The organism is Stenotrophomonas sp. 86428_Sma (assembly GCF_056481585.1).
This window is the reverse complement of record NZ_CM151156.1, coordinates 1,148,437-1,166,174: the sequence shown is the minus strand read 5'-3', so window position 1 is coordinate 1,166,174 and position 17,738 is coordinate 1,148,437. Positions and strand designations below refer to the sequence as shown.

The window sequence follows — 17,738 nt, the reverse complement described above, 5'->3', positions numbered from 1 at the left end:
GCCATGATCCTCAACTTCTTCCGCTTCGAGCTGCGCGAGCAGCTGCGTTCCCCGCTGCTGTGGCTGCTGGCCGGGCTGTTCGCCCTGCTCGCCTTCGCCGCCGCCTCCAGCGACGCCGTGCAGATCGGTGGCGGCACTGGCAACGTGCACAGCAACGCGCCCACCGTGATCGCGCAGATGCTGGGCATCTTCACCCTGCTTGGCATGCTGGTCACCGCACTGTTCGTCAGCAACGCGCTGCTGCGTGACTTCGAACTCGGCACCGCCGAACTGATCTTCGCCAGTCCGGTGAAGCGCCGCGATTACCTGGCCGGGCGCATCGCTGCCGCCCTGGCGGCCGGGCTGCTGGTCTACGTCCTGATCGCCTTCGGCCTGTGGCTGGCGCCGTTCATGCCGTGGGTCGATCCCGAGCGCATGGGCCCGATCAGCTGGCAGGGCTATGCGTGGACGTTCGCGGTCATCGTCATTCCGAACCTGCTGTTCACCACCGCGCTGCTGTCGCTGCTGGCGGCGCTGACGCGCTCGATCCTGTGGGTCTACATCGGCCTGGTGGCCTACCTGGTGCTGTATGGCGCCAGCGCGGCCCTGCTGCGCGACATCGACAACACGTGGATCGCGGTGCTGAGCGAACCGCTGGGCATGCGCGCACTCGGCCGCACGATCCGCTACTGGTCCACCGCCGAACGCAACAACGGGATTCCCGAGCTGGCCGGTTACCTGCTGGTCAATCGCGCCCTGTGGTTGGGCGTGGCTGCCGCGCTGTTCGCCGCCACCTTCGCGCTGTTCCGCACCGAACGCAGTGGCAGTGGCCGTCGGCGCTGGGGCCGCAGGCAGGCGCAACCGGTTGCCGATGCCAGCGTGGTCCGTCCCACCCGCGCGACGCTGCCGCGCGTGATACCGGCGTTCACTGCCACCACGGCGTGGCAGCAGTTCCTGCGCCAGGTGCGCTTCGATACACGCGGCGTCCTGCGCAGCGTGCCGTTCATCGTGCTGCTGGTACTGGGCCTGGCCAACTTCCTGCCCAGCGCGCTGTTCCGGCAGACCCTGTACGGCACCTCGATCTGGCCGGTCACCTCGCAGATGATCATGGGCCTGCAGGGGGCCTTCAGCTGGCTGCTGGTGATCATCGTGCTGTTCTTCGCCGGTGAGCTGGTCTGGAAGGAACGCAGTGCACGCATCAATGAAGTGACCGATGCCATGCCGGTGCCGAACTGGGTGCCGCTGCTGGCCAAGTTCACCGCACTGCTGGCGGTGATCATCTGCTTCCAGGCCGCCGGCGCGCTGGCCGCGATGGGCGTTCAGCTGGCCAAGGGCTACACGCATCTGGAGCCGCTGCTGTACCTGCGCAGCCTGGCCCTGGATTCGGTGGTCTACATCCTGATGGGCGGCCTGGCGCTGGTGCTGCAGGTGCTCACCAACAACAAGTTCGTCGGCTACGCACTGCTGATCGTGGTGATGATCGGCCAGGGTGTGCTCGGCCTGCTCGACTACACGCAGAACCTGTACAACTTCGGCAGCTGGCCCAACGCGCCCTATTCGGACATGAACGGCTACGGCCACTTCCTGACCGGGCAGCTGGCGTTCCAGGGCTACTGGGCCCTGTTCCTGCTGACGTTGATGTGCCTGGCGTCAGCCTTCTGGGTACGAGGTGTCAGCCAAGGCCTGCGCCAGCGACTGGCCCTGGCCGGCCGCCGCCTGCGCGGCCCGACCGGGGTCTTCGCCGGAGTCGCCGCATTGGCCTTCGTCGGCGTGGGTGGCTGGCTGTACTGGAGCACCAACATCCGCAACGAGTTCGTCTCGCCCGACCAGCAGCTGGATCTGCAGGCCCGCTACGAGCGTGAACTGTCGAAGTACCGCAACCTGCCGCAGCCTCGCATCGTGGCGGTGGACAACCGCGTGGACCTGTTCCCCGAATCGCAGTCGATGGTGATCGATGCGAACTGGACGGTGCGCAACACGCATGCCGTGCCGATCCAGGACGTGCATGTCTCGATGGGCGACGACAAGCAGCTGGTCGCAGTTGACCTGGGTGGGCAGACCTTGTCGATGCACGACGCCGACCTTGGCTACCGCATCTACCGCCTGGCCGCGCCACTGCAACCGGGTGAAAGCCGCAACGTCCACTTCCGGGTGGTGCAGAAACCCAACGGCATCACCGCCGGCCAGGCGCCGAGCAACATCGTGGACAACGGCACGTTCTTCAACAGCCGCGTACTGCCGTCGTTCGGCTACAACGAAGGCGCCGAGATCAGCGACCGCAACGAGCGGCGCAAGCGCGGCCTGGGTGAGCCGCGGCGCATGCCCAAGCTGGAAGACGAAGCCGCGCGCGCCAACACCTACATTTCCAACGACGCCGACTGGCTCGATTTCCGCACCACGGTCTGCACCGCACCGGACCAGGTGGCGCTGGCGCCGGGCTACCTGCAGAAGGAGACCGCGGTGAATGGCCGCCGCTGCTTCAGCTACGCCATGGATCGGCCGATGCTGAACTTCTACGCCTATCTGTCGGCACGCTGGGAGGTGCGCAGGGCGAAGTACAAGGACATCCCGATCGAGGTCTACTTCGACCCGGCGCACGGCTACAACGTGGACCGGATGATCGAAGCGGTGCAGAAGTCGCTGGCCTACTACGAAGCGAACTTCACGCCCTACCAGCACCGCCAGGTACGCATCATCGAGTTCCCGGGCTATGCGCGCTTCGCGCAGTCGTTCGCCAATACCATCCCCTACTCCGAGGCCATCGGCTTCATCGCCGACCTGCGCGATCCGGACAAGGTGGACTACGTGTTCTACGTGACCGCGCACGAGATCGCGCACCAGTGGTGGGCGCACCAGGTGATCGGCGCCAACGTGCAGGGCGCGACGGTGCTGTCCGAATCGTTGTCGCAGTACTCTGCGCTGATGGTGATGGAGCAGGAGTACGGCCGCCAGCACATGCGCCAGTTCCTCAAGCGCGAGCTGGATGGCTACCTGTCCGGACGCGGTGGCGAGGCCATCGAGGAGCAGCCGCTGGAGCGCGTGGAAAACCAGCAGTACATCCACTACCAGAAGGGTTCGCTGGTGTTCTACCGGCTGCGCGAGGAAATCGGCGAGCAGGCGCTGAACCGTGCTCTGAAGCGCTTCCTGCAGGACAAGGGTTACCAGCAGCCGCCGTACACCACCTCACGCGAGCTGCTGGGCTACATCCGTGCCGAGACCCCGGCTGACCGCCAGCAGCTGGTCACCGACCTGTTCGAGAAGATCAGTTTCTACGACAACCGGGTGATGGCCGCCAGCGCCCGCAAGCGTGCTGACGGTCGCTACGACGTAACCCTGGACCTGCACGCCGCCAAGCAGTACGCCGATGGCAAGGGCAAGGAGAGCGACGGCACGATGGATGACTGGGTCGAGATCGGCGTGTTCGCCAACGGGCCGTCGGGCAAGGAACGCGACCAGAAGGTGCTGTATCTGCAGCGCCACCACATCACCAGTGCCGAGCCGAAGATCACGGTGACGGTGGATGAAAAGCCGGATGAAGCGGGCTTCGACCCGTACAACAAGCTGATCGACCGCGTCAGCAACGACAACCGGAAGAAGGTCTCGATGTGATGCAGGCGGTGGTGCCGGTCAGATGGCTGGCATCACTACTGCGGACTGGAATGACTTGCTAAGTCCAAATACGTCATTTGGCGACCTGATTGGCTAGGGATACTCAAGCATCATCAGGATTTCTGTAAAACCGAGCGATACTCTCCCCAAAATTTTCTTGGGAAGCCTCGATGACGTCCAGCCATATCTACTTCAACGCACAGGGGATTTCCGCATCACTGAACTGGGCGGCCGAGGTATTGGCCGACTGTGGTTTTGAGCTCGAGTTGGAGCTGGGCGAGGACAGTGTCCTCATTACGGGCGATGAAGACGTTCGTCTGGAGCTCCACCTCAGCGACGCCCCTCATGTCCTCCAGGAAGCCATCGAGCTAGCGCATGGCACCGAATTTGCACATGCCATGAGCCAGTGCACGGCCAGATTCGAGATCTCAATCACTGACCTAGAGGCGGTGCTGGATGAGATCAACACACTGATCGAGGTCCAGCAGACATTGCTCAACGCCGTGAATGGTGTCCTGTGGAACGAGTGGAACGAAGCACTCAGCCGGTGATTTCCGGCTGAGCCCCGCGCTTCGGCCCCAACAACGCCAACAGCACATAGACCACGATCGAGGCGACGGTACCGAGCGCGGCCGGCAGTCCGTAGGCCCACGACGAACGGCCCTGCTGGCGTGCCCACTGCGCCAGATGCCAGGCCGCGCCCAGATTGATCAGCCAGGCAATGACGAAGACCGGCCACAGCACCATGCCCACCGCGCGTAGCAGGGGCATGGAGACCAGTGCGGCAACGATGGCCGCGATCAGAAAGATCAGTGCGGAGCGGGAGTGCCGGGCCGTTGCGGCGCTCATGCGGCCAACCTGCGCACCATCACCAGCACGCGATAGCTTCGGTTGTCGGCTTCCTGCAGCGGTTTCCAGCCCAACCGCGCATACAGGCCGCCATCCAGGGATTCGGTCTGCAGGTACAGTTCGGAAACCCCCATCCGCACCGCCTGCGCCGCGGCCTGCTCGACCAGCGCGCCAGCCAGCCCACGCCCGCGATGACTATCGGCCACGAACACGCTGCCCAGCCAATGCTCGTACTGCGGGAAGGCCTGCATTTCCCGGCGCTTGAGCTGCACGGCACCGACCACCTGGTCTCCATCGAAGGCGGCGATCAGGTGCGGGAAACCCTCGGCGTCCCCCGGCTGATTGAGCCGCTGCAGTTCCTGCTCCAGCGACAGGCCAGCGTCGCGGCCCCATTCGGCGTGGTACCACCGGGCCAACTGCTGCCGTTCCAATGCATCGGCGGGTAGCACCCTGAATTCCATGGCAATGCCTCGATGGGGAAGCGTTCTGTAGAGTCGAGCCATGCTCGACTGATCTCGCACTGCGCGAAAGGCAGTCGAGCACGGCTCGACTCTACAAATATAGCGCGGTGGCCACTCAGCGCTGGGCGAAGTCCTTCAGGATCTCGCCGATGCCGCTCGGCGAGATCTCGAAGCCCAGCGTGGTGCCGGGGTTGATCACCACGCCATAGCCACCCGGCACGCGGCGCAGCACGTCCAGCATCAGCCAGCGGATCTGGTGTTCGGCCTGCTGGCTGTAGGTGCCCACCCGCGACGGGTCGGTGAACACGGCCACATGCAGGGTGCCCTGCTTGTCGAACAGCAGCGGGTCGAAGCCGCTGCCGTCGGGAGTGACCAGGCTGCCGGTCAGCAGCACCACTTCGGAGGCGACGAAGGCCTCCATGAAGGCGCGGATCGGCACCGCCCCGTCCATCGCCGCCTTCAGCAGGGTTTCGATCGGGGTCTGCGGGGCGAGGTCGGTCATGGCGGTACGGTGGGGCGTGAGGGGTGCCTATTGTAGAGTCGAGCTTGCTCGACTGCTCGAAAAGCGTGCCAACCAAGGTTGGCACCCACCAGAGCGGTAGGCAGGAGCCAGGAATCCGGGGTTGCCGGCCAGCGGCCGGCACTACCGCCCCAGCCGCTGATCCCGCGCCTTCTGGTCGGCCATCGCCTTGTCCAGCTCGGCCTGCAATGCCGGCTGCTGCACGGCGGCGTCCAGCACGTAGACCTTCACGCCGTGCGCGGGCACGTCGGCCTTCAGGGAGGCATCCACCTGCAACGAACCGCCGTCCAGTGCATCGCGCCAGCGGCCCGCCTGCACGTAACGCGACACGATGAGGGTCCTGGTCCGGTCGCCCTTGTTCAGCAGCACCAGCGCGGTCTGCGCCACGTCGCCATGCTGCAGCACGCGGAAGAACACCGCCTCATCACCCTGCAGGCGCTCGTTCACCTGCAGGCCACGCTGCAGCGCCGGCGTGGCTTCGCGCAATCGCGCGATACGCTGCAGCGGCGCGAAGATCGGACTCTGCGGTGCGGCATCCACACGCGGCTGACCGAAGTAGGCCCGGTTGCCGGCATGCTCGGCGCGGCCGCGCATGAAGCCGGTTTCCGAGCCGTAATAGACCACCGGAATGCCGCGTGCGGTGAACAACCAGTTGTGCGCATCGATGAAGCCGTTGTCGCTGGCCTGCAGGCGCGGCATGTCGTGGTTGTCGTAGAAGCTCATCAGCTCGTACGGATTGGCGTACGGGCCGCCGGTCAGGTGCAGCGGCTCGGCCAGGGTTTCAAAGCCTTTGCCGGCGGTGCCGAAGGTCTGTTCCAGCGCGCCGCGCAACGGGAAATCCAGCACGCTTACGTTGGCATTGGACGGCCAGGTGTGTTCGGCGATGCTCGCGGCGTTGTAGTCGAACGCTTCGCCGAACATGAACATGCCCGGGTGTTCAGCACGGATGCGTTTGACGAAGGCATGCCACCACGGATGTGGCAGCCAGCCGATGGTATCGATGCGCAGCGCATCCACGCCTTGTGCGGTCCACTGCAGGTAGGCGCCCACCAGATAATCCATCACCGCTGGATTGTCCTGGTTGAAGTCGGACAGCTCGGCAAGGTTGCCGTCGAAGATCGAGCCGTCCTTGCTGTCGACCGGACCGATGTTGTTGTAGAACGCGTGCAGCGGGTTGTGCTTCGGATCCAGCTTCTGCGGTGGCAGGTTCTGGTGGTCGGCAATCAGTTTGCCGTCCTTGTCGAAGATCTGGCCGAACTGCGGCTGCCGCGTCGGCATGGTCCAGGCCGGCGAGCCGTGGTTGCCGACGATGTCCAGCACCACCTTCAGGCCTGCGCCGTGCAGGCCCTTGGTCAACCCCGCGAAGTCCAGGTCCTTGCTGGGCAGGTGCTCATCGAGCTTGTAGAAGTTGATGCCCCAGTAGCCGTGGTAGCCGGTCTTGCCGCGATCGGTCAGCGTACTGGTGCAGCTGATCGGCTTGCTGCCGGTGAACGCCTCGTCCGGGTTGTCGATGATCGGCGTGATCCATACCGCGCCGAAGCCGAGGTTGCGGATGTACTGCGCATTGTCGAGCACGCCGCGGAAGTCGCCACCGAGGTAGCCGATATTACCGTCCACCTTGTCCGGGCACGGCACCGGGATATCGAAGGTGCGGTGCTTGCCGCCCTGGTCGCGGTGGTCGTTGGACGGGTCACCGTTGACGAAGCGGTCGGTGACCACGAAGTACACCGCATCGCTGGCGAACGGCTCAGTGGTGCCGACGTAGTCCGGGCGCGGCGCGGCCGCCGCATGGCCGGCCAGCAGCACCAGGGAAACAGCAACAGACAGCGCACCACGCATCACACCACCTCCGGACGGGACGGAACCCGCAGCACGCACAGGCCGGCGACGAACAGGCTGCAGCCGCCCAGCACCAGCACATGCATCGGCTGGCCACCCAGCCAGGCGCGCAGGGCGAAGCCGAGCGCACTGGCCGCGACCAGCTGCGGGATCACGATGAAGAAATTGAAGATGCCCATGTACACGCCCATCTTCGATGCCGGCACACTGTCGGACAGCAGTGCGTATGGCAGCGAAAGAATGGATGCCCAGGCGAAGCCGACGCCGACCATCGACAGCAGCAGCCAGTGTGGGTCGCGGATGAACATCAGCGAGACCAGGCCGGCGCCGCCCAGCCAGAGGTTGACCAGGTGGCTCCAGCGCAGGCCGATCGCACGCACCATCGGCGGGATCAGTACTGCGGCCAGCGCGGCGAAGCCGTTGTAGGCACCGAACAGCACGCCCACCCAGTTGGCGCCCTCGTTATAGGCCGCCGACTGCGGATCGGTCGAGCCGAAGTGGGTACCCGCCACCGCGGCGGTGGTGTAGATCCACATCGCAAACAGCGCGAACCATGAGAAGAACTGCACCCACGCCAAACGACGCATGGTCACCGGCATCGCGCGCAGGTCACCGACGATGGCGGCCAGCATATGCGTGGCCGGCAACGCACGCGCGGCCGCCAGCAGCAGGCCATAGCCGGCACACAGGCCGGCCAGCACGTACAGCATCCTGTCGCCCTGCCGCCAGGCGATCAGCAGCGCCAGCAGCACGCCCAGCCCCAGCCACAGCGCCACCTGTGCCCACGGTGCCGGGCCACTGATCGCAGCCCCTGCGTGGTGCGCCGGCGGCTCGGCGTCATCGAAACCGGCCAGCTCTGCCGGCGAGTACTCGCGGGTGCTGACCACCGTCCAGGTGATCGCCGCCAGCAGCACCACCGCGCCAAAGTAGAACGCATAGCGCACGGTATCGGGCACTTCGCCGGCAGCTGCGGTATTGGCAACACCGAAGTGGGCCAGGATGAACGGCAGGAAGCTGGCGACGATGGCGCCCACACCGATGAAGAAGCTCTGCATGGCATAGCCGGCCGGACGCTGGCGTGGTGCCAGCTGATCACCGACGAAGGCGCGGAACGGTTCCATCGACACGTTGATCGAGGCGTCCAGCACCCACAAGGTTCCGGCGGCGATCCACAGCGTCGGCGAATTCGGCATCACCAGCAGCGCCAGCGTGGTCAGTACCGCACCGATCATGAAGAACGGGCGGCGACGGCCCCAGCGCGTCCAGGTGCGATCGGACAGGTAACCGATCACCGGCTGCACCAGCAGGCCAGTCAGTGGCGCCGCGATCCACAGCCCGGGCACCGCGTCCATGTCCGCGCCCAGTGTCTCGAAGATGCGGCTGGCGTTGGCGTTCTGCAGGGCGAAGCCGAACTGGATGCCGAGGAAACCGAAACACATGTTCCAGATCTGCCAGAACGACAGCTGCGGTTTGGCGGGACGACTCATCGTGCGCCCTCTTCCATCGCCACCGGCGCCACCTTCAGCGCCTGCACCTGGGCCTGGTTGAGCACACCATCGCGTCCACCCTTGCCGCCGGTGTAGTGCGCGAAGTGCTGCAGCGCGCTCATGTTGAAGCCCTCTTCAAGCGCGACCGTGCATTGCCCCTTGGGCACCGTGAATGTCGCCGAGGTCGAGTCCTGCATCGCCACGCTGTGCGGCAGGGTGACCGTATGCTGCTGCAACGGCTGGCCCGGGCACTGCAGCACCAGCTGCTTGACCGCAGCGGTGACGCCAGTGTTGATCGGCCCGTTCGCGTTGCGGTACTGCAGGCGCAGGCGCATCTGCCCGGCCTTGACCGAGGTGAACTGCCAGCGTTCCTCGCCCTTCAGCACCTGCTGCGGACCGACGCAGCGCGTCGGGCTGTGCAGTGATTCCAATGCACCCTCGCGCCGGGTCAGACTGAAGCAGTGCTGCAGGCCATCGTCGCTGATGTGCGCCTGGCCATTGCTGGCGGCGACGGCCCTGCCGTCCTTCCACAGAACCTGCCCAGTCGTGACCGGCACGCTCCAGCCAGCGCCATCGCGTGTGGCCTGCGGTGCGGTCGGCGTGGCCGGCGCACGCGCATTGGCTTCGGCGGTTGTGCCGCCGAAGCCGGTCGCGGACGGGGCAGCCATCAGCTGCACCGTGGTCGTGTTGCCCTGGGTCAGCGTCCTGCCCGCCACCAGCAAGCCATCACCCAGCTGCTGCGGGCGCTCCAGCACATAGCGCCTGCCGTTGGCTTCCAGCGTGATGCGGGGGCGCGTGCCGAACAGTTCTGGCACCAGCACGGCCGGCAACTTGGGCTGCACGCGGCCATCGTCCTGCACACCGAACACGCCCTCGACCACCATCGACAGATAGCCGGCCACCGACCACAGCTGGCGTTCGGAGTTGACCACCGGGCCGCTCAACGCGCCCTCGTCAACATGCACGGCCTGGCTGACCAGCTCGTAGTTCTCCATGTTGGAACCGGCCAGCGCAGCGCCCTGCATCAGCGAACGGATCTCAGCGGCGATGCGCGGTGCATCATCCAGCTGCCGCGCCGCACGCAGCGAGTAGGCACTGACGAACGGCCAGATCGCGCGGTTGTGGTAGATCGGCTGCTGCGACTCCTGCGGCCACACCACCGGGCTGCCGGTCGGCCCCATCGGGTAGGCGGCCAGTGCTCGGCGCGCGCGCTCCGGCGGCAGCACCTCGGCGAGGATGCCCAGCGACAGGCCGAGCAGATCAACCTTGGCGTACGGCACCGGGTGCGCGGCTTCGCCGATGTAGCTCATGTACTGGCCGATATCCTCGCGCCAGAAGCGTGCATCGATCTGCTGCGCCAACGCATCGGCCCACGCCTTGTAGTCGGCCGCGCGGGCGTCGCCGTGCTGGCTGGCCAGCCGTTCGGCCAGGCGCAGCGCCTGGTAGTGCAGCACATTGGTGGACAGTGCGTAGGAGTCACCGATGAAGCGCACGTCCTCACGGGTCCAGTCCGGATAGGTCTGCTCGCGCCAGTCCAGGAACGAGGTCTCGCCACGGTACAGGCCCATCTGCGTGTCGAACACCATCGCGCGATCCTGCGCCAGCGTGCCCTGCAGCGCCTGCCAGACCTGGTCGGCAAACGCGCGATCTTCCAGCAGGTGACGTGCCGCCAGGAACCACACCACGCGGTCGCTGCTGATCGGCCAGCTGCCGCCGGAACCGGTGTCCTGCGCGACGAACAGGCCGGGTGTATGGCCATCGCGCGCTGCCGACAGCTTGAACTGCAGCGACTGCCGGGTGCGCTGCGGATCCAGCCGCGCCAGCGCCAGGTCGGCGGCGAAGCTGACATCGCGGGTCCACACGTAAGGCCAGCGCGCGCCGGTCTGGAAGCACTCGCATGGCACCGGCCGGCCTTCGTCGAACGCGGGATCGCGGATCGCATCCACGCGGTCCTGGTCCATCTCCTGCTGGGCCAGCGCGAACAGTGCATCGAACATCACGCTGCCGGTCTGGCTGCGCATCGGCATGGGCGCGATACGCACCTCAGCCTTCGGCGCATGCAGCACGTAGCTGCCCTTGGCAGCGGCTTCGGCGCGCGCATGGCGGCCGTCGAATTGCAGGTCGGCCGCCTGCGCGGTCGATCCCAGCGCTGCCCCAAGGGCAGCGGTCAGGCAAATGATCTTCAGCATCGAAGCGGCGGACCGGCTTGCGCCCGTCGGCCTCCCTCCCTCTCTGCACGCGTTGTAGGTCCGCACCGTCGTTGCCGGCGGGCGGGCGCGGCCCCTCCCTCAAGGTGCCTTGGCCCCATGGTAGACGCGGGGCTGTCGGCTGCGTCCAGCTGCATACGTATTCATGGCGTTGCGCGGTAGCGGGCCTGCCGCGCTGGCTTATGGTCCGGGTCTGCCAACGGCGCCTTGGGAGGGGAAATGCCGATGTCACCCACTGCTGTACGCGCGGTGTTCGCGCACCTGCTCGGTCTGGCTCTGCTGGGCCTGGCCACGCTGGCGCAGGCCGCGCCGCAGGTGGCCAGCGTCGAATCACCGGGAAAGGTGCTCAAGGTCAGCCTGGTGCTGGACGGTGGCACCGCGCGCTATCGCGTCGAGCGTTTCGGCGAGACCGTGGTGGAAGATTCGAAGCTGGGCTTTGCCTTGCGCGATGGGCGCCTGGACCGGGATTTCGCCCTGCTCGGCCAACAGCAACGCAGCGTCGATGACCGCTGGGAACAGCCCTGGGGCGAGCGCCGGATTACCCGCAACCACTTCAACGAGCTGATCGTGCAGCTGACCGAGACCACCGGCAGCAAGCGCCGGCTAAATGTGGTGTTCCGCGTGTACGACGATGGCCTCGGCTTCCGCTACGTATTCCCCGAGCAGCCGAACCTGCGCGAAGCCATCATCGATGACGAGCTGACCGAGTTCGCCATCGCGCAGGATTCCACCGCGTGGTGGATCCCTGCCGGGGAACCGATCCACTACGAGTACCTGTACCAGCGCACGCCGCTGCGCGAGGTTCCGCTGGTGCATACGCCGATGACCCTGCGCAGCCGCGATGGCCTACACGTGGCGATCCACGAGGCGGCGCTGGTGGACTATGCCGGCATGTGGCTGCGCCGCACCGAGGGCCAGCGCCTGCGCGCGCAGCTCTCGCCCTCGGCCGAAGGCTGGAAGGTGCGCCGCGCCCTGCCCTTCGCCACGCCGTGGCGCACGCTGCAGATTGCCGACCGTGCCGGTGGCCTGGTCGAATCGGACCTGATCCTCAACCTCAACGAACCCAATGCGCTGGGTGATGTGAGCTGGGTGAAGCCGGCCAAGTACCTGGGGGTGTGGTGGTCGATGCACCTGGACAACGAGAGCTGGGCGACCGGGCCGAAGCATGCGGCCACCACCGCGAAGACGAAGAAGGTGATCGACTTCGCCGCCGCGCACGGCTTCCGTGGCGTGCTGGTGGAAGGCTGGAATCCGGGCTGGGACGGCATGTGGGTGGGCAATGGCTACGACTTCGATTTCACCCGTGCCACGCCCGATTTCGACATTGAAGCGCTGTCGGCGTATGGCCAGAACAAGGGCGTGCACCTGATCGGCCACCATGAAACCGGCTGCGCCATCGAGCACTACGAGGACCAGCTGGACGCTGCGCTGGACCTGTACGCGCGGCTGGGCGTGGACCAGTTCAAGACCGGTTACGTCTGCGACGACGGTCAGGTCGACCGCCGTAATCCCTCGGGCGGCCCGCTGTGGCGTGAGTGGCATGACGGGCAGTTCATGGCGCGCCACCACCTGAAGGTGGTGCAGGAAGCGGCGCGGCGGCACCTGTCGGTGAACCCGCATGAGCCGATCAAGGACACCGGCCTGCGCCGCACCTATCCCAACTGGATCTCGCGCGAAGGCGCGCGCGGCATGGAGTACAACGCCTGGGGCCAGCCGCCGAACCCGCCGGAACATGAGGTCAATCTGGTGTTCACCCGCATGCTGGCCGGGCCGATGGATTACACCCCCGGCATCCTCAGCCTGAAGGGCCGCCACGGCCAGGCCATTCCCAGCACGCTGGCACGCCAGCTGGCGCTGTACGTGGTGCTGTACAGCCCGATCCAGATGGCCGCCGACCTGCCCGAGCACTACCTGCAGCATCGCGAGGCATTCCGCTTCATCGAAGACGTGGCGGTGGACTGGGAGCAGAGCAGCGTGCTCGATGGCGAAGTGGGCGACTACGCGACGATCGTGCGACGCGACCGCAACAGCCGCGACTGGTTCCTCGGCAGCATCACCGACGAGCACGGCCGCGTGCTGCCGGTGTCGCTGGGCTTCCTGGAGCCGGGCGTGCGCTATCGCGCCGAGATCTACCGCGATGGCGAGGGCGCGGATTTCCGCAGCAATCCCTTCGCATTCGCGCGCGAAACCCGAGAGGTGACCAGCGCCGATGTGCTGACGCTGGTGCTGGCACCGGGGGGTGGGCAGGCCATTCGTTTCACGCCGCTTTGAATGCCGCGGTAGTGCCGGCCGCTGGACGGCAACCCGGTGAACGCGATTGCCGGCCAGCGGCCGGCACTACCGCAAACAGAACCTGAAAGCGATTACATCCCTGCAAACGCCATTGAATACGTATGCAGGGTGATTCCCGCGAAGAACGCGCTGCCTACCATAGCGGCGACGACAGCGGCCACCGCGTCGCACGTCCACGGTCACTCCGGGACGTTCACGAATCGATCTGCAACATTGCCTGGGAGGGGAAAATGTTGAACCACAAGCGCAGCGCGCTGAGCATCGCGCTGGCCGTTGTCCTGGCGCCGACGCTGGCGTCGGCACAGTCCACGCAGAGCACCACCACGCCGGCCGCCACCGCCGCCACCAACCTGGATACGGTGCAGGTCACCGGCATCCGCCGCGGCATCGAGAACGCAATCGCGATCAAGCAGGACGCCACCTCGGTGGTCGAAGCGATCTCCGCCGAAGACATCGGCAAACTGCCCGACGTCAGCATCGCCGAATCCATCTCGCGCCTGCCCGGCCTGGCTGCCCAGCGCGTGGCCGGCCGTGCGCAGGTGATCAGTGTGCGTGGCCTGTCGCCCGACTTCGCCACCACCCTGCTCAATGGCCGTGAAGTGGTCAGCACCGGCGACAACCGCGGCGTCGAATTCGACCAGTACCCGTCCGAGCTGGTCAACGGCGTGACCGTGTACAAGACCCCGGACGCGGCGCTGGTCGGGCAGGGCCTGTCGGGCACCATCGACATGCAGACCGCGCGCCCGCTCAGCTTCGGCGAGCGCGTGATCGCAGTCAGCGGCCGCTACCAGAAGAGCTCCCTGGGCCGCGCCGCCAACATCGATCCGTATGGCAACCGTTTCAGCGCCAGCTACATCGACCAGTTCTTCGACAACACCCTGGGCATCGCCATTGGCTACGCGCACAGCGACATGCCGATCCAGGAGAACCAGGTCGGCCTGTACGAGCCGTGGACCACCGAACACACCGACAAGGGCGAGCGTCGCGGAATCGCACCTGGCACCTACTTCACCGATGGCATCAAGGCACTGCGCCGTACCGGCAACAACAAGCGCGACGGTGTGATGGCAACGATCCAGTTCCGCCCCAGCAACAGCTGGACCAGCACCTTCGATGCGTTCCACACCGAAGCCGAGCAGATCGACACCGCCAACCAGTTCGAGCTGAGCCTCAGCGGCAACGGCGAGGACAGCAACAACCCCAACGCGATCCTGCCGGTGTTCAGCAATGTCGGCCGCAATGCCGATGGCAGCTTCACCGGCGGCACGATCAACAATGCATACCCGCTGGTGCGCGGCATGTACAACAAGCGCAAGGACAAGATCGATGCGTTCGGCTGGAACAACGAGTTCAACGTCGGTGGCGTGAAGCTGGTCGCCGACCTGAACTACTCCAAGGCGACCCGCCGCGAGATCAACCTGGAAAACAACCTGCAGCTGGTGCCGCGCCCGCAGTTCGACACGATCGGCCTGGTGGTGAACAACAACAGCTTCTCGCAGATCACACCGGGGCGCGACTATTCCAATCCGGACAGCCTGTTCCTGACCAACACGATCTATGGTTCCGGCTACGGCAAGGTGCCAGAGGTCGAAGACCGCTTGAAGGGCGCCAAGCTGGCGGCGACGCTGCCGGTTCCCGAGGCCATGTCCAGCTGGTTCTCGGATGTGGACGTGGGCGTGAACTATGCCGACCGCCGCAAGCAGAAGGCCCAGGCCGAAGGCAACATCCTGCTCGGCGCCCAAGGCGAATCCACCATCGCACCGGACCTGCAGTACCGCCCGGTCAACCTCGGTTTCGCCGGCATTGGCTACATCCCGTCGTGGAATGTGCCGGCAGCCGTCGGTCGTTACATGACCTTCAACCCGGTCGACAACCTGGACTACCTGATTCCGAAATCCTGGACGGTCGAGGAGAAGATCACCACGGCGTGGGCACGCCTGAACATCAACACCGACATCGGCGTGGTCGGCGTGCGCGGCAACATCGGCGTGCAGATGCAGCATACCGACCAGAGCTCGGATTCGCGCTACTGGGACAGCTCGCAGCCGGCGGGCAGCAACATCCAGCCCTTCTCTGCCGGCAGGACCTACAAGGATTGGCTGCCGAGCTTGAACCTGGTGTTCATGTTCCCGCACCAGCAGACGCTGCGCTTTGCCGCCGCCAAGCAGGTCGCGCGCCCGCGCGTGGACCAGATGCGTGCCGGCCTGGAATTCGGCGTGGATACCAACAACGGCCGCCCCGGTGGCAGCGGAGGCAATCCGCTGCTGGATCCGTGGCGCGCCACCGCGCTGGATCTGTCCTATGAGAAGTACTTCGGCGAGAAGGCCTACGTGGCTGCGGCGATCTTCTACAAGGACCTGAAGAGCTACGTCTACACGCAGTCGGTGGACAACTACGACTTCAGCGGCCTGCTCGGCAACTACGTGCCACCGCCGGGCATGACCGCACCGGTGCTGACCACCGGCACCTTCTCCACGCCGCAGAACGGCAAGGGCGGCACGTTGAAGGGGCTGGAGCTGACCGGGTCGTTCCCGCTGGAGATGCTGACCGACAGCCTGCGCGGCTTCGGCGTGCAGGCCAGCGCGACCTTCAACAAGAGCGACATCACCATCCTGGATCCGGAGAGCGCCTCCAGTGTGGGCACCGACCCGATCAGCCTGCCGGGACTGTCCAAACGCGTGTACAACTTCACCGCCTACTACGAGCGCAGCGGCTTTGAAGCACGTGTGAGCCAGCGCCGCCGTTCGGACTTCATCGGTGAGATCGGCAACTTCAACGGCAATCGCACGCTGCGCTACGTGGTGGGCGAGAACGTGACCGATGCACAGGTCAGCTACACCTTCAGCGACAGCAGCAGCCTGCGCGGGCTGACCCTGCTGCTGCAGGGCAGCAACCTGACCAACGAGCCGTACCGCACCTACGCCGGCAGCAAGGACCGCCCGCTGGAGTACATCGAGTGGGGCCGCACCTACATGCTGGGCGTGAACTACAAGTTCTGACCACGACCGGGCAGTGCCGGCCGCTGGCCGGCAGGGACTCATCGGCAACCCGCTGCGCAGGCAGCGGGTTTTCTCTTGCGCGGATGCCGGCCATTGGTCGGCAAGGCCCATCCACGCATGGCGTGGATCTACTGGTTGGGGTGTCTCTGGGTAGATCCACGCCATGCGTGGATGCCTTTCGCCGGAAGCCCACTGACTCGTCCTGCCATAGGTTGACACCGATGGGTGGATGGTCCGGCCGCCGTCAGGCGGCCAAAGACGCCCGATGCATCGCATCGGGCGTCTGCATTTTAAGGGACAGGTGGGGGCGCTCAGCGTTGTAGATGTCTACGGCCTCAGCCACCATCTGGCGGGCTTGCCCCAGGTCCCGTGGGCGATGAAGCAGGAACTCGCACTTGAGGATCCCGTTGACTCGCTCTGCCAGAGCGTTCTGATAGCAGTCGTAGCCGTCGGTCATCGAGCAGGTCAGGCCGTGCCGCGCATGGATCTTCTGGTAGTAATCCGAGCAGTACTGGATTCCACGATCAGAGTGATGGATCAGCTTCTGCGGTGTCTTTCTCCCTTTCAGCGCCATCTCCAGCGCCTGAGCTACCTGCTCTGTCTGTAGCGTTTCATGCACGCTCCAGCCCACGATCTTGCGCGACCAGGCATCGGTGACCAGGCTCAGATACACGAACTTCCCCTGCGTCGGCAGATAGGTGATGTCCGCCACCCACACCTGCTCGCTACCGGTTGGTATTACGCATCCTTGGCCAGGTTTGAGCAGATTCGGATGCCTGCGAAAGCGATGATGGCTGTCGGTAGTCTTGTGATAAGCCCGACGTTTCGGTACCAGCAGGCGCGCTTCCCGAAGTACGTCAAACAACCGGTCACGCCCCATGGTGATTCCCGCCGCCTGCAGCTTCGGTCCGATCAAATGGTGCAACTTGCGCGTCCCGATCCGTGGCTGCCGCACGCGGCAATCGCTCACCAGCGCCAGTGCTTTGGTCTCGCTGGCGCGTCGTCGTTGATGCCGGCACCCCGCTTGATAGAACGCCTGTCGACTGATGCCGAAATGGCGGCAAGCCCTTGCCACGCTTACGCCTTTGAGGCGCCCTTGCGTGAGGACTTGCCTGAAGGCTTTTTTACGATGCGCACCCCGTAATCCTCTTTGAGGACATCCACGATGGCTTCGAAAAGCTGTGCTTTCTCGTTGGCCTCCCGCAACTGGACCTGCAGGGCCTTGATCTGTTGTTCCGGCGTCAGCGGCGTGGCCGGTCCACTTTTGGGAGAAGTCGTCATGGGGGCAGATGATGCACCACCTGACCAATCCTGCCGACCATGGCGGCGAAGCCACTTCAGAACCGTGCTGCTACCTTGGATACCGTATCGCTCCTGAGCCTTCTTATAGGTCAGTTCTCCACGCTCGACCTGATCGACCACGGACAACTTGAAGGCCAGCGAGTAATCCCGCTGACTGCGCCTGATTGTTGATTTCATTGAACATTCCTTTTCCA

11 protein-coding genes are annotated in these 17,738 nt (G+C 65.4%); 4 read left to right on the top strand and 7 right to left on the bottom strand.

The window, feature by feature from the left end:
* Positions 1-3: 3 nt before the first annotated feature.
* Together ACZK3J_RS05320 and ACZK3J_RS05315 are read left to right on the top strand one after the other, a co-directional pair.
* Positions 4-3,588, top strand: coding sequence for an ABC transporter permease/M1 family aminopeptidase (locus ACZK3J_RS05320; RefSeq protein ID WP_478476496.1), 3,585 nt, complete (start codon positions 4-6; stop codon positions 3,586-3,588).
* Between the two features lie 170 nt (positions 3,589-3,758).
* Complete coding sequence (locus tag ACZK3J_RS05315) at positions 3,759-4,139, top strand: hypothetical protein (RefSeq protein WP_149908861.1); 381 nt, start codon at positions 3,759-3,761, stop codon at positions 4,137-4,139.
* Here ACZK3J_RS05315 and ACZK3J_RS05310 read toward each other — a convergent pair.
* The 6 genes from ACZK3J_RS05310 to ACZK3J_RS05285 form a co-directional block, all read right to left on the bottom strand.
* The gene (locus tag ACZK3J_RS05310; RefSeq protein ID WP_149908862.1) at positions 4,129-4,437 is read right to left on the bottom strand and encodes a hypothetical protein; all 309 of its coding nucleotides are present in this window, start codon (positions 4,435-4,437) and stop codon (positions 4,129-4,131) included. The two genes, ACZK3J_RS05315 and ACZK3J_RS05310, sit on opposite strands and share 11 nt — an antisense overlap.
* Positions 4,434-4,898 carry a GNAT family N-acetyltransferase gene (locus tag ACZK3J_RS05305; protein WP_149908863.1) on the bottom strand — a complete coding sequence of 155 codons (465 nt, stop codon included), beginning with the start codon at positions 4,896-4,898 and terminating at the stop codon, positions 4,434-4,436. Before ACZK3J_RS05305 ends, ACZK3J_RS05310 begins: the two co-directional genes overlap by 4 nt.
* A 115-nt stretch (positions 4,899-5,013) precedes the next feature.
* On the bottom strand, positions 5,014-5,400 hold the full coding sequence (locus ACZK3J_RS05300) for an SseB family protein (RefSeq protein ID WP_149908864.1): 387 nt from the start codon (positions 5,398-5,400) through the stop codon (positions 5,014-5,016).
* A gap of 141 nt (positions 5,401-5,541) precedes the next feature.
* Positions 5,542-7,257: an alpha-amylase family glycosyl hydrolase gene (locus tag ACZK3J_RS05295; protein WP_478476493.1), complete on the bottom strand. Its 1,716-nt coding sequence runs from the start codon at positions 7,255-7,257 to the stop codon at positions 5,542-5,544.
* Positions 7,257-8,744, bottom strand: coding sequence for an MFS transporter (locus tag ACZK3J_RS05290; RefSeq protein ID WP_478476492.1), 1,488 nt, complete (start codon positions 8,742-8,744; stop codon positions 7,257-7,259). The genes ACZK3J_RS05295 and ACZK3J_RS05290 overlap by 1 nt, the downstream gene beginning before the upstream one ends.
* Positions 8,741-10,933, bottom strand: coding sequence for a glucosidase family protein (locus tag ACZK3J_RS05285; protein WP_478476490.1), 2,193 nt, complete (start codon positions 10,931-10,933; stop codon positions 8,741-8,743). Before ACZK3J_RS05285 ends, ACZK3J_RS05290 begins: the two co-directional genes overlap by 4 nt.
* Before the next feature lie 237 nt (positions 10,934-11,170).
* Between ACZK3J_RS05285 and ACZK3J_RS05280 the strand changes: the two genes are divergently transcribed.
* Together ACZK3J_RS05280 and ACZK3J_RS05275 are read left to right on the top strand one after the other, a co-directional pair.
* On the top strand, positions 11,171-13,222 hold the full coding sequence (locus ACZK3J_RS05280) for a glycoside hydrolase family 97 protein (RefSeq protein ID WP_478476488.1): 2,052 nt from the start codon (positions 11,171-11,173) through the stop codon (positions 13,220-13,222).
* A gap of 251 nt (positions 13,223-13,473) precedes the next feature.
* The gene (locus ACZK3J_RS05275; RefSeq protein WP_253144219.1) at positions 13,474-16,242 is read left to right on the top strand and encodes a TonB-dependent receptor; all 2,769 of its coding nucleotides are present in this window, start codon (positions 13,474-13,476) and stop codon (positions 16,240-16,242) included.
* Positions 16,243-16,486: 244 nt separating this feature from the next.
* Here the strand turns inward: ACZK3J_RS05275 and ACZK3J_RS05270 are convergent.
* Positions 16,487-17,721, bottom strand: a protein-coding gene (locus ACZK3J_RS05270; protein ID WP_223224739.1) for an IS3 family transposase whose coding sequence is annotated in 2 segments (ribosomal slippage) — positions 16,487-17,370 and positions 17,370-17,721 — 1,236 coding nt in all. Because the reading frame shifts where the segments join, the coding sequence is not laid out codon by codon here.
* Positions 17,722-17,738: the final 17 nt, after the last annotated feature.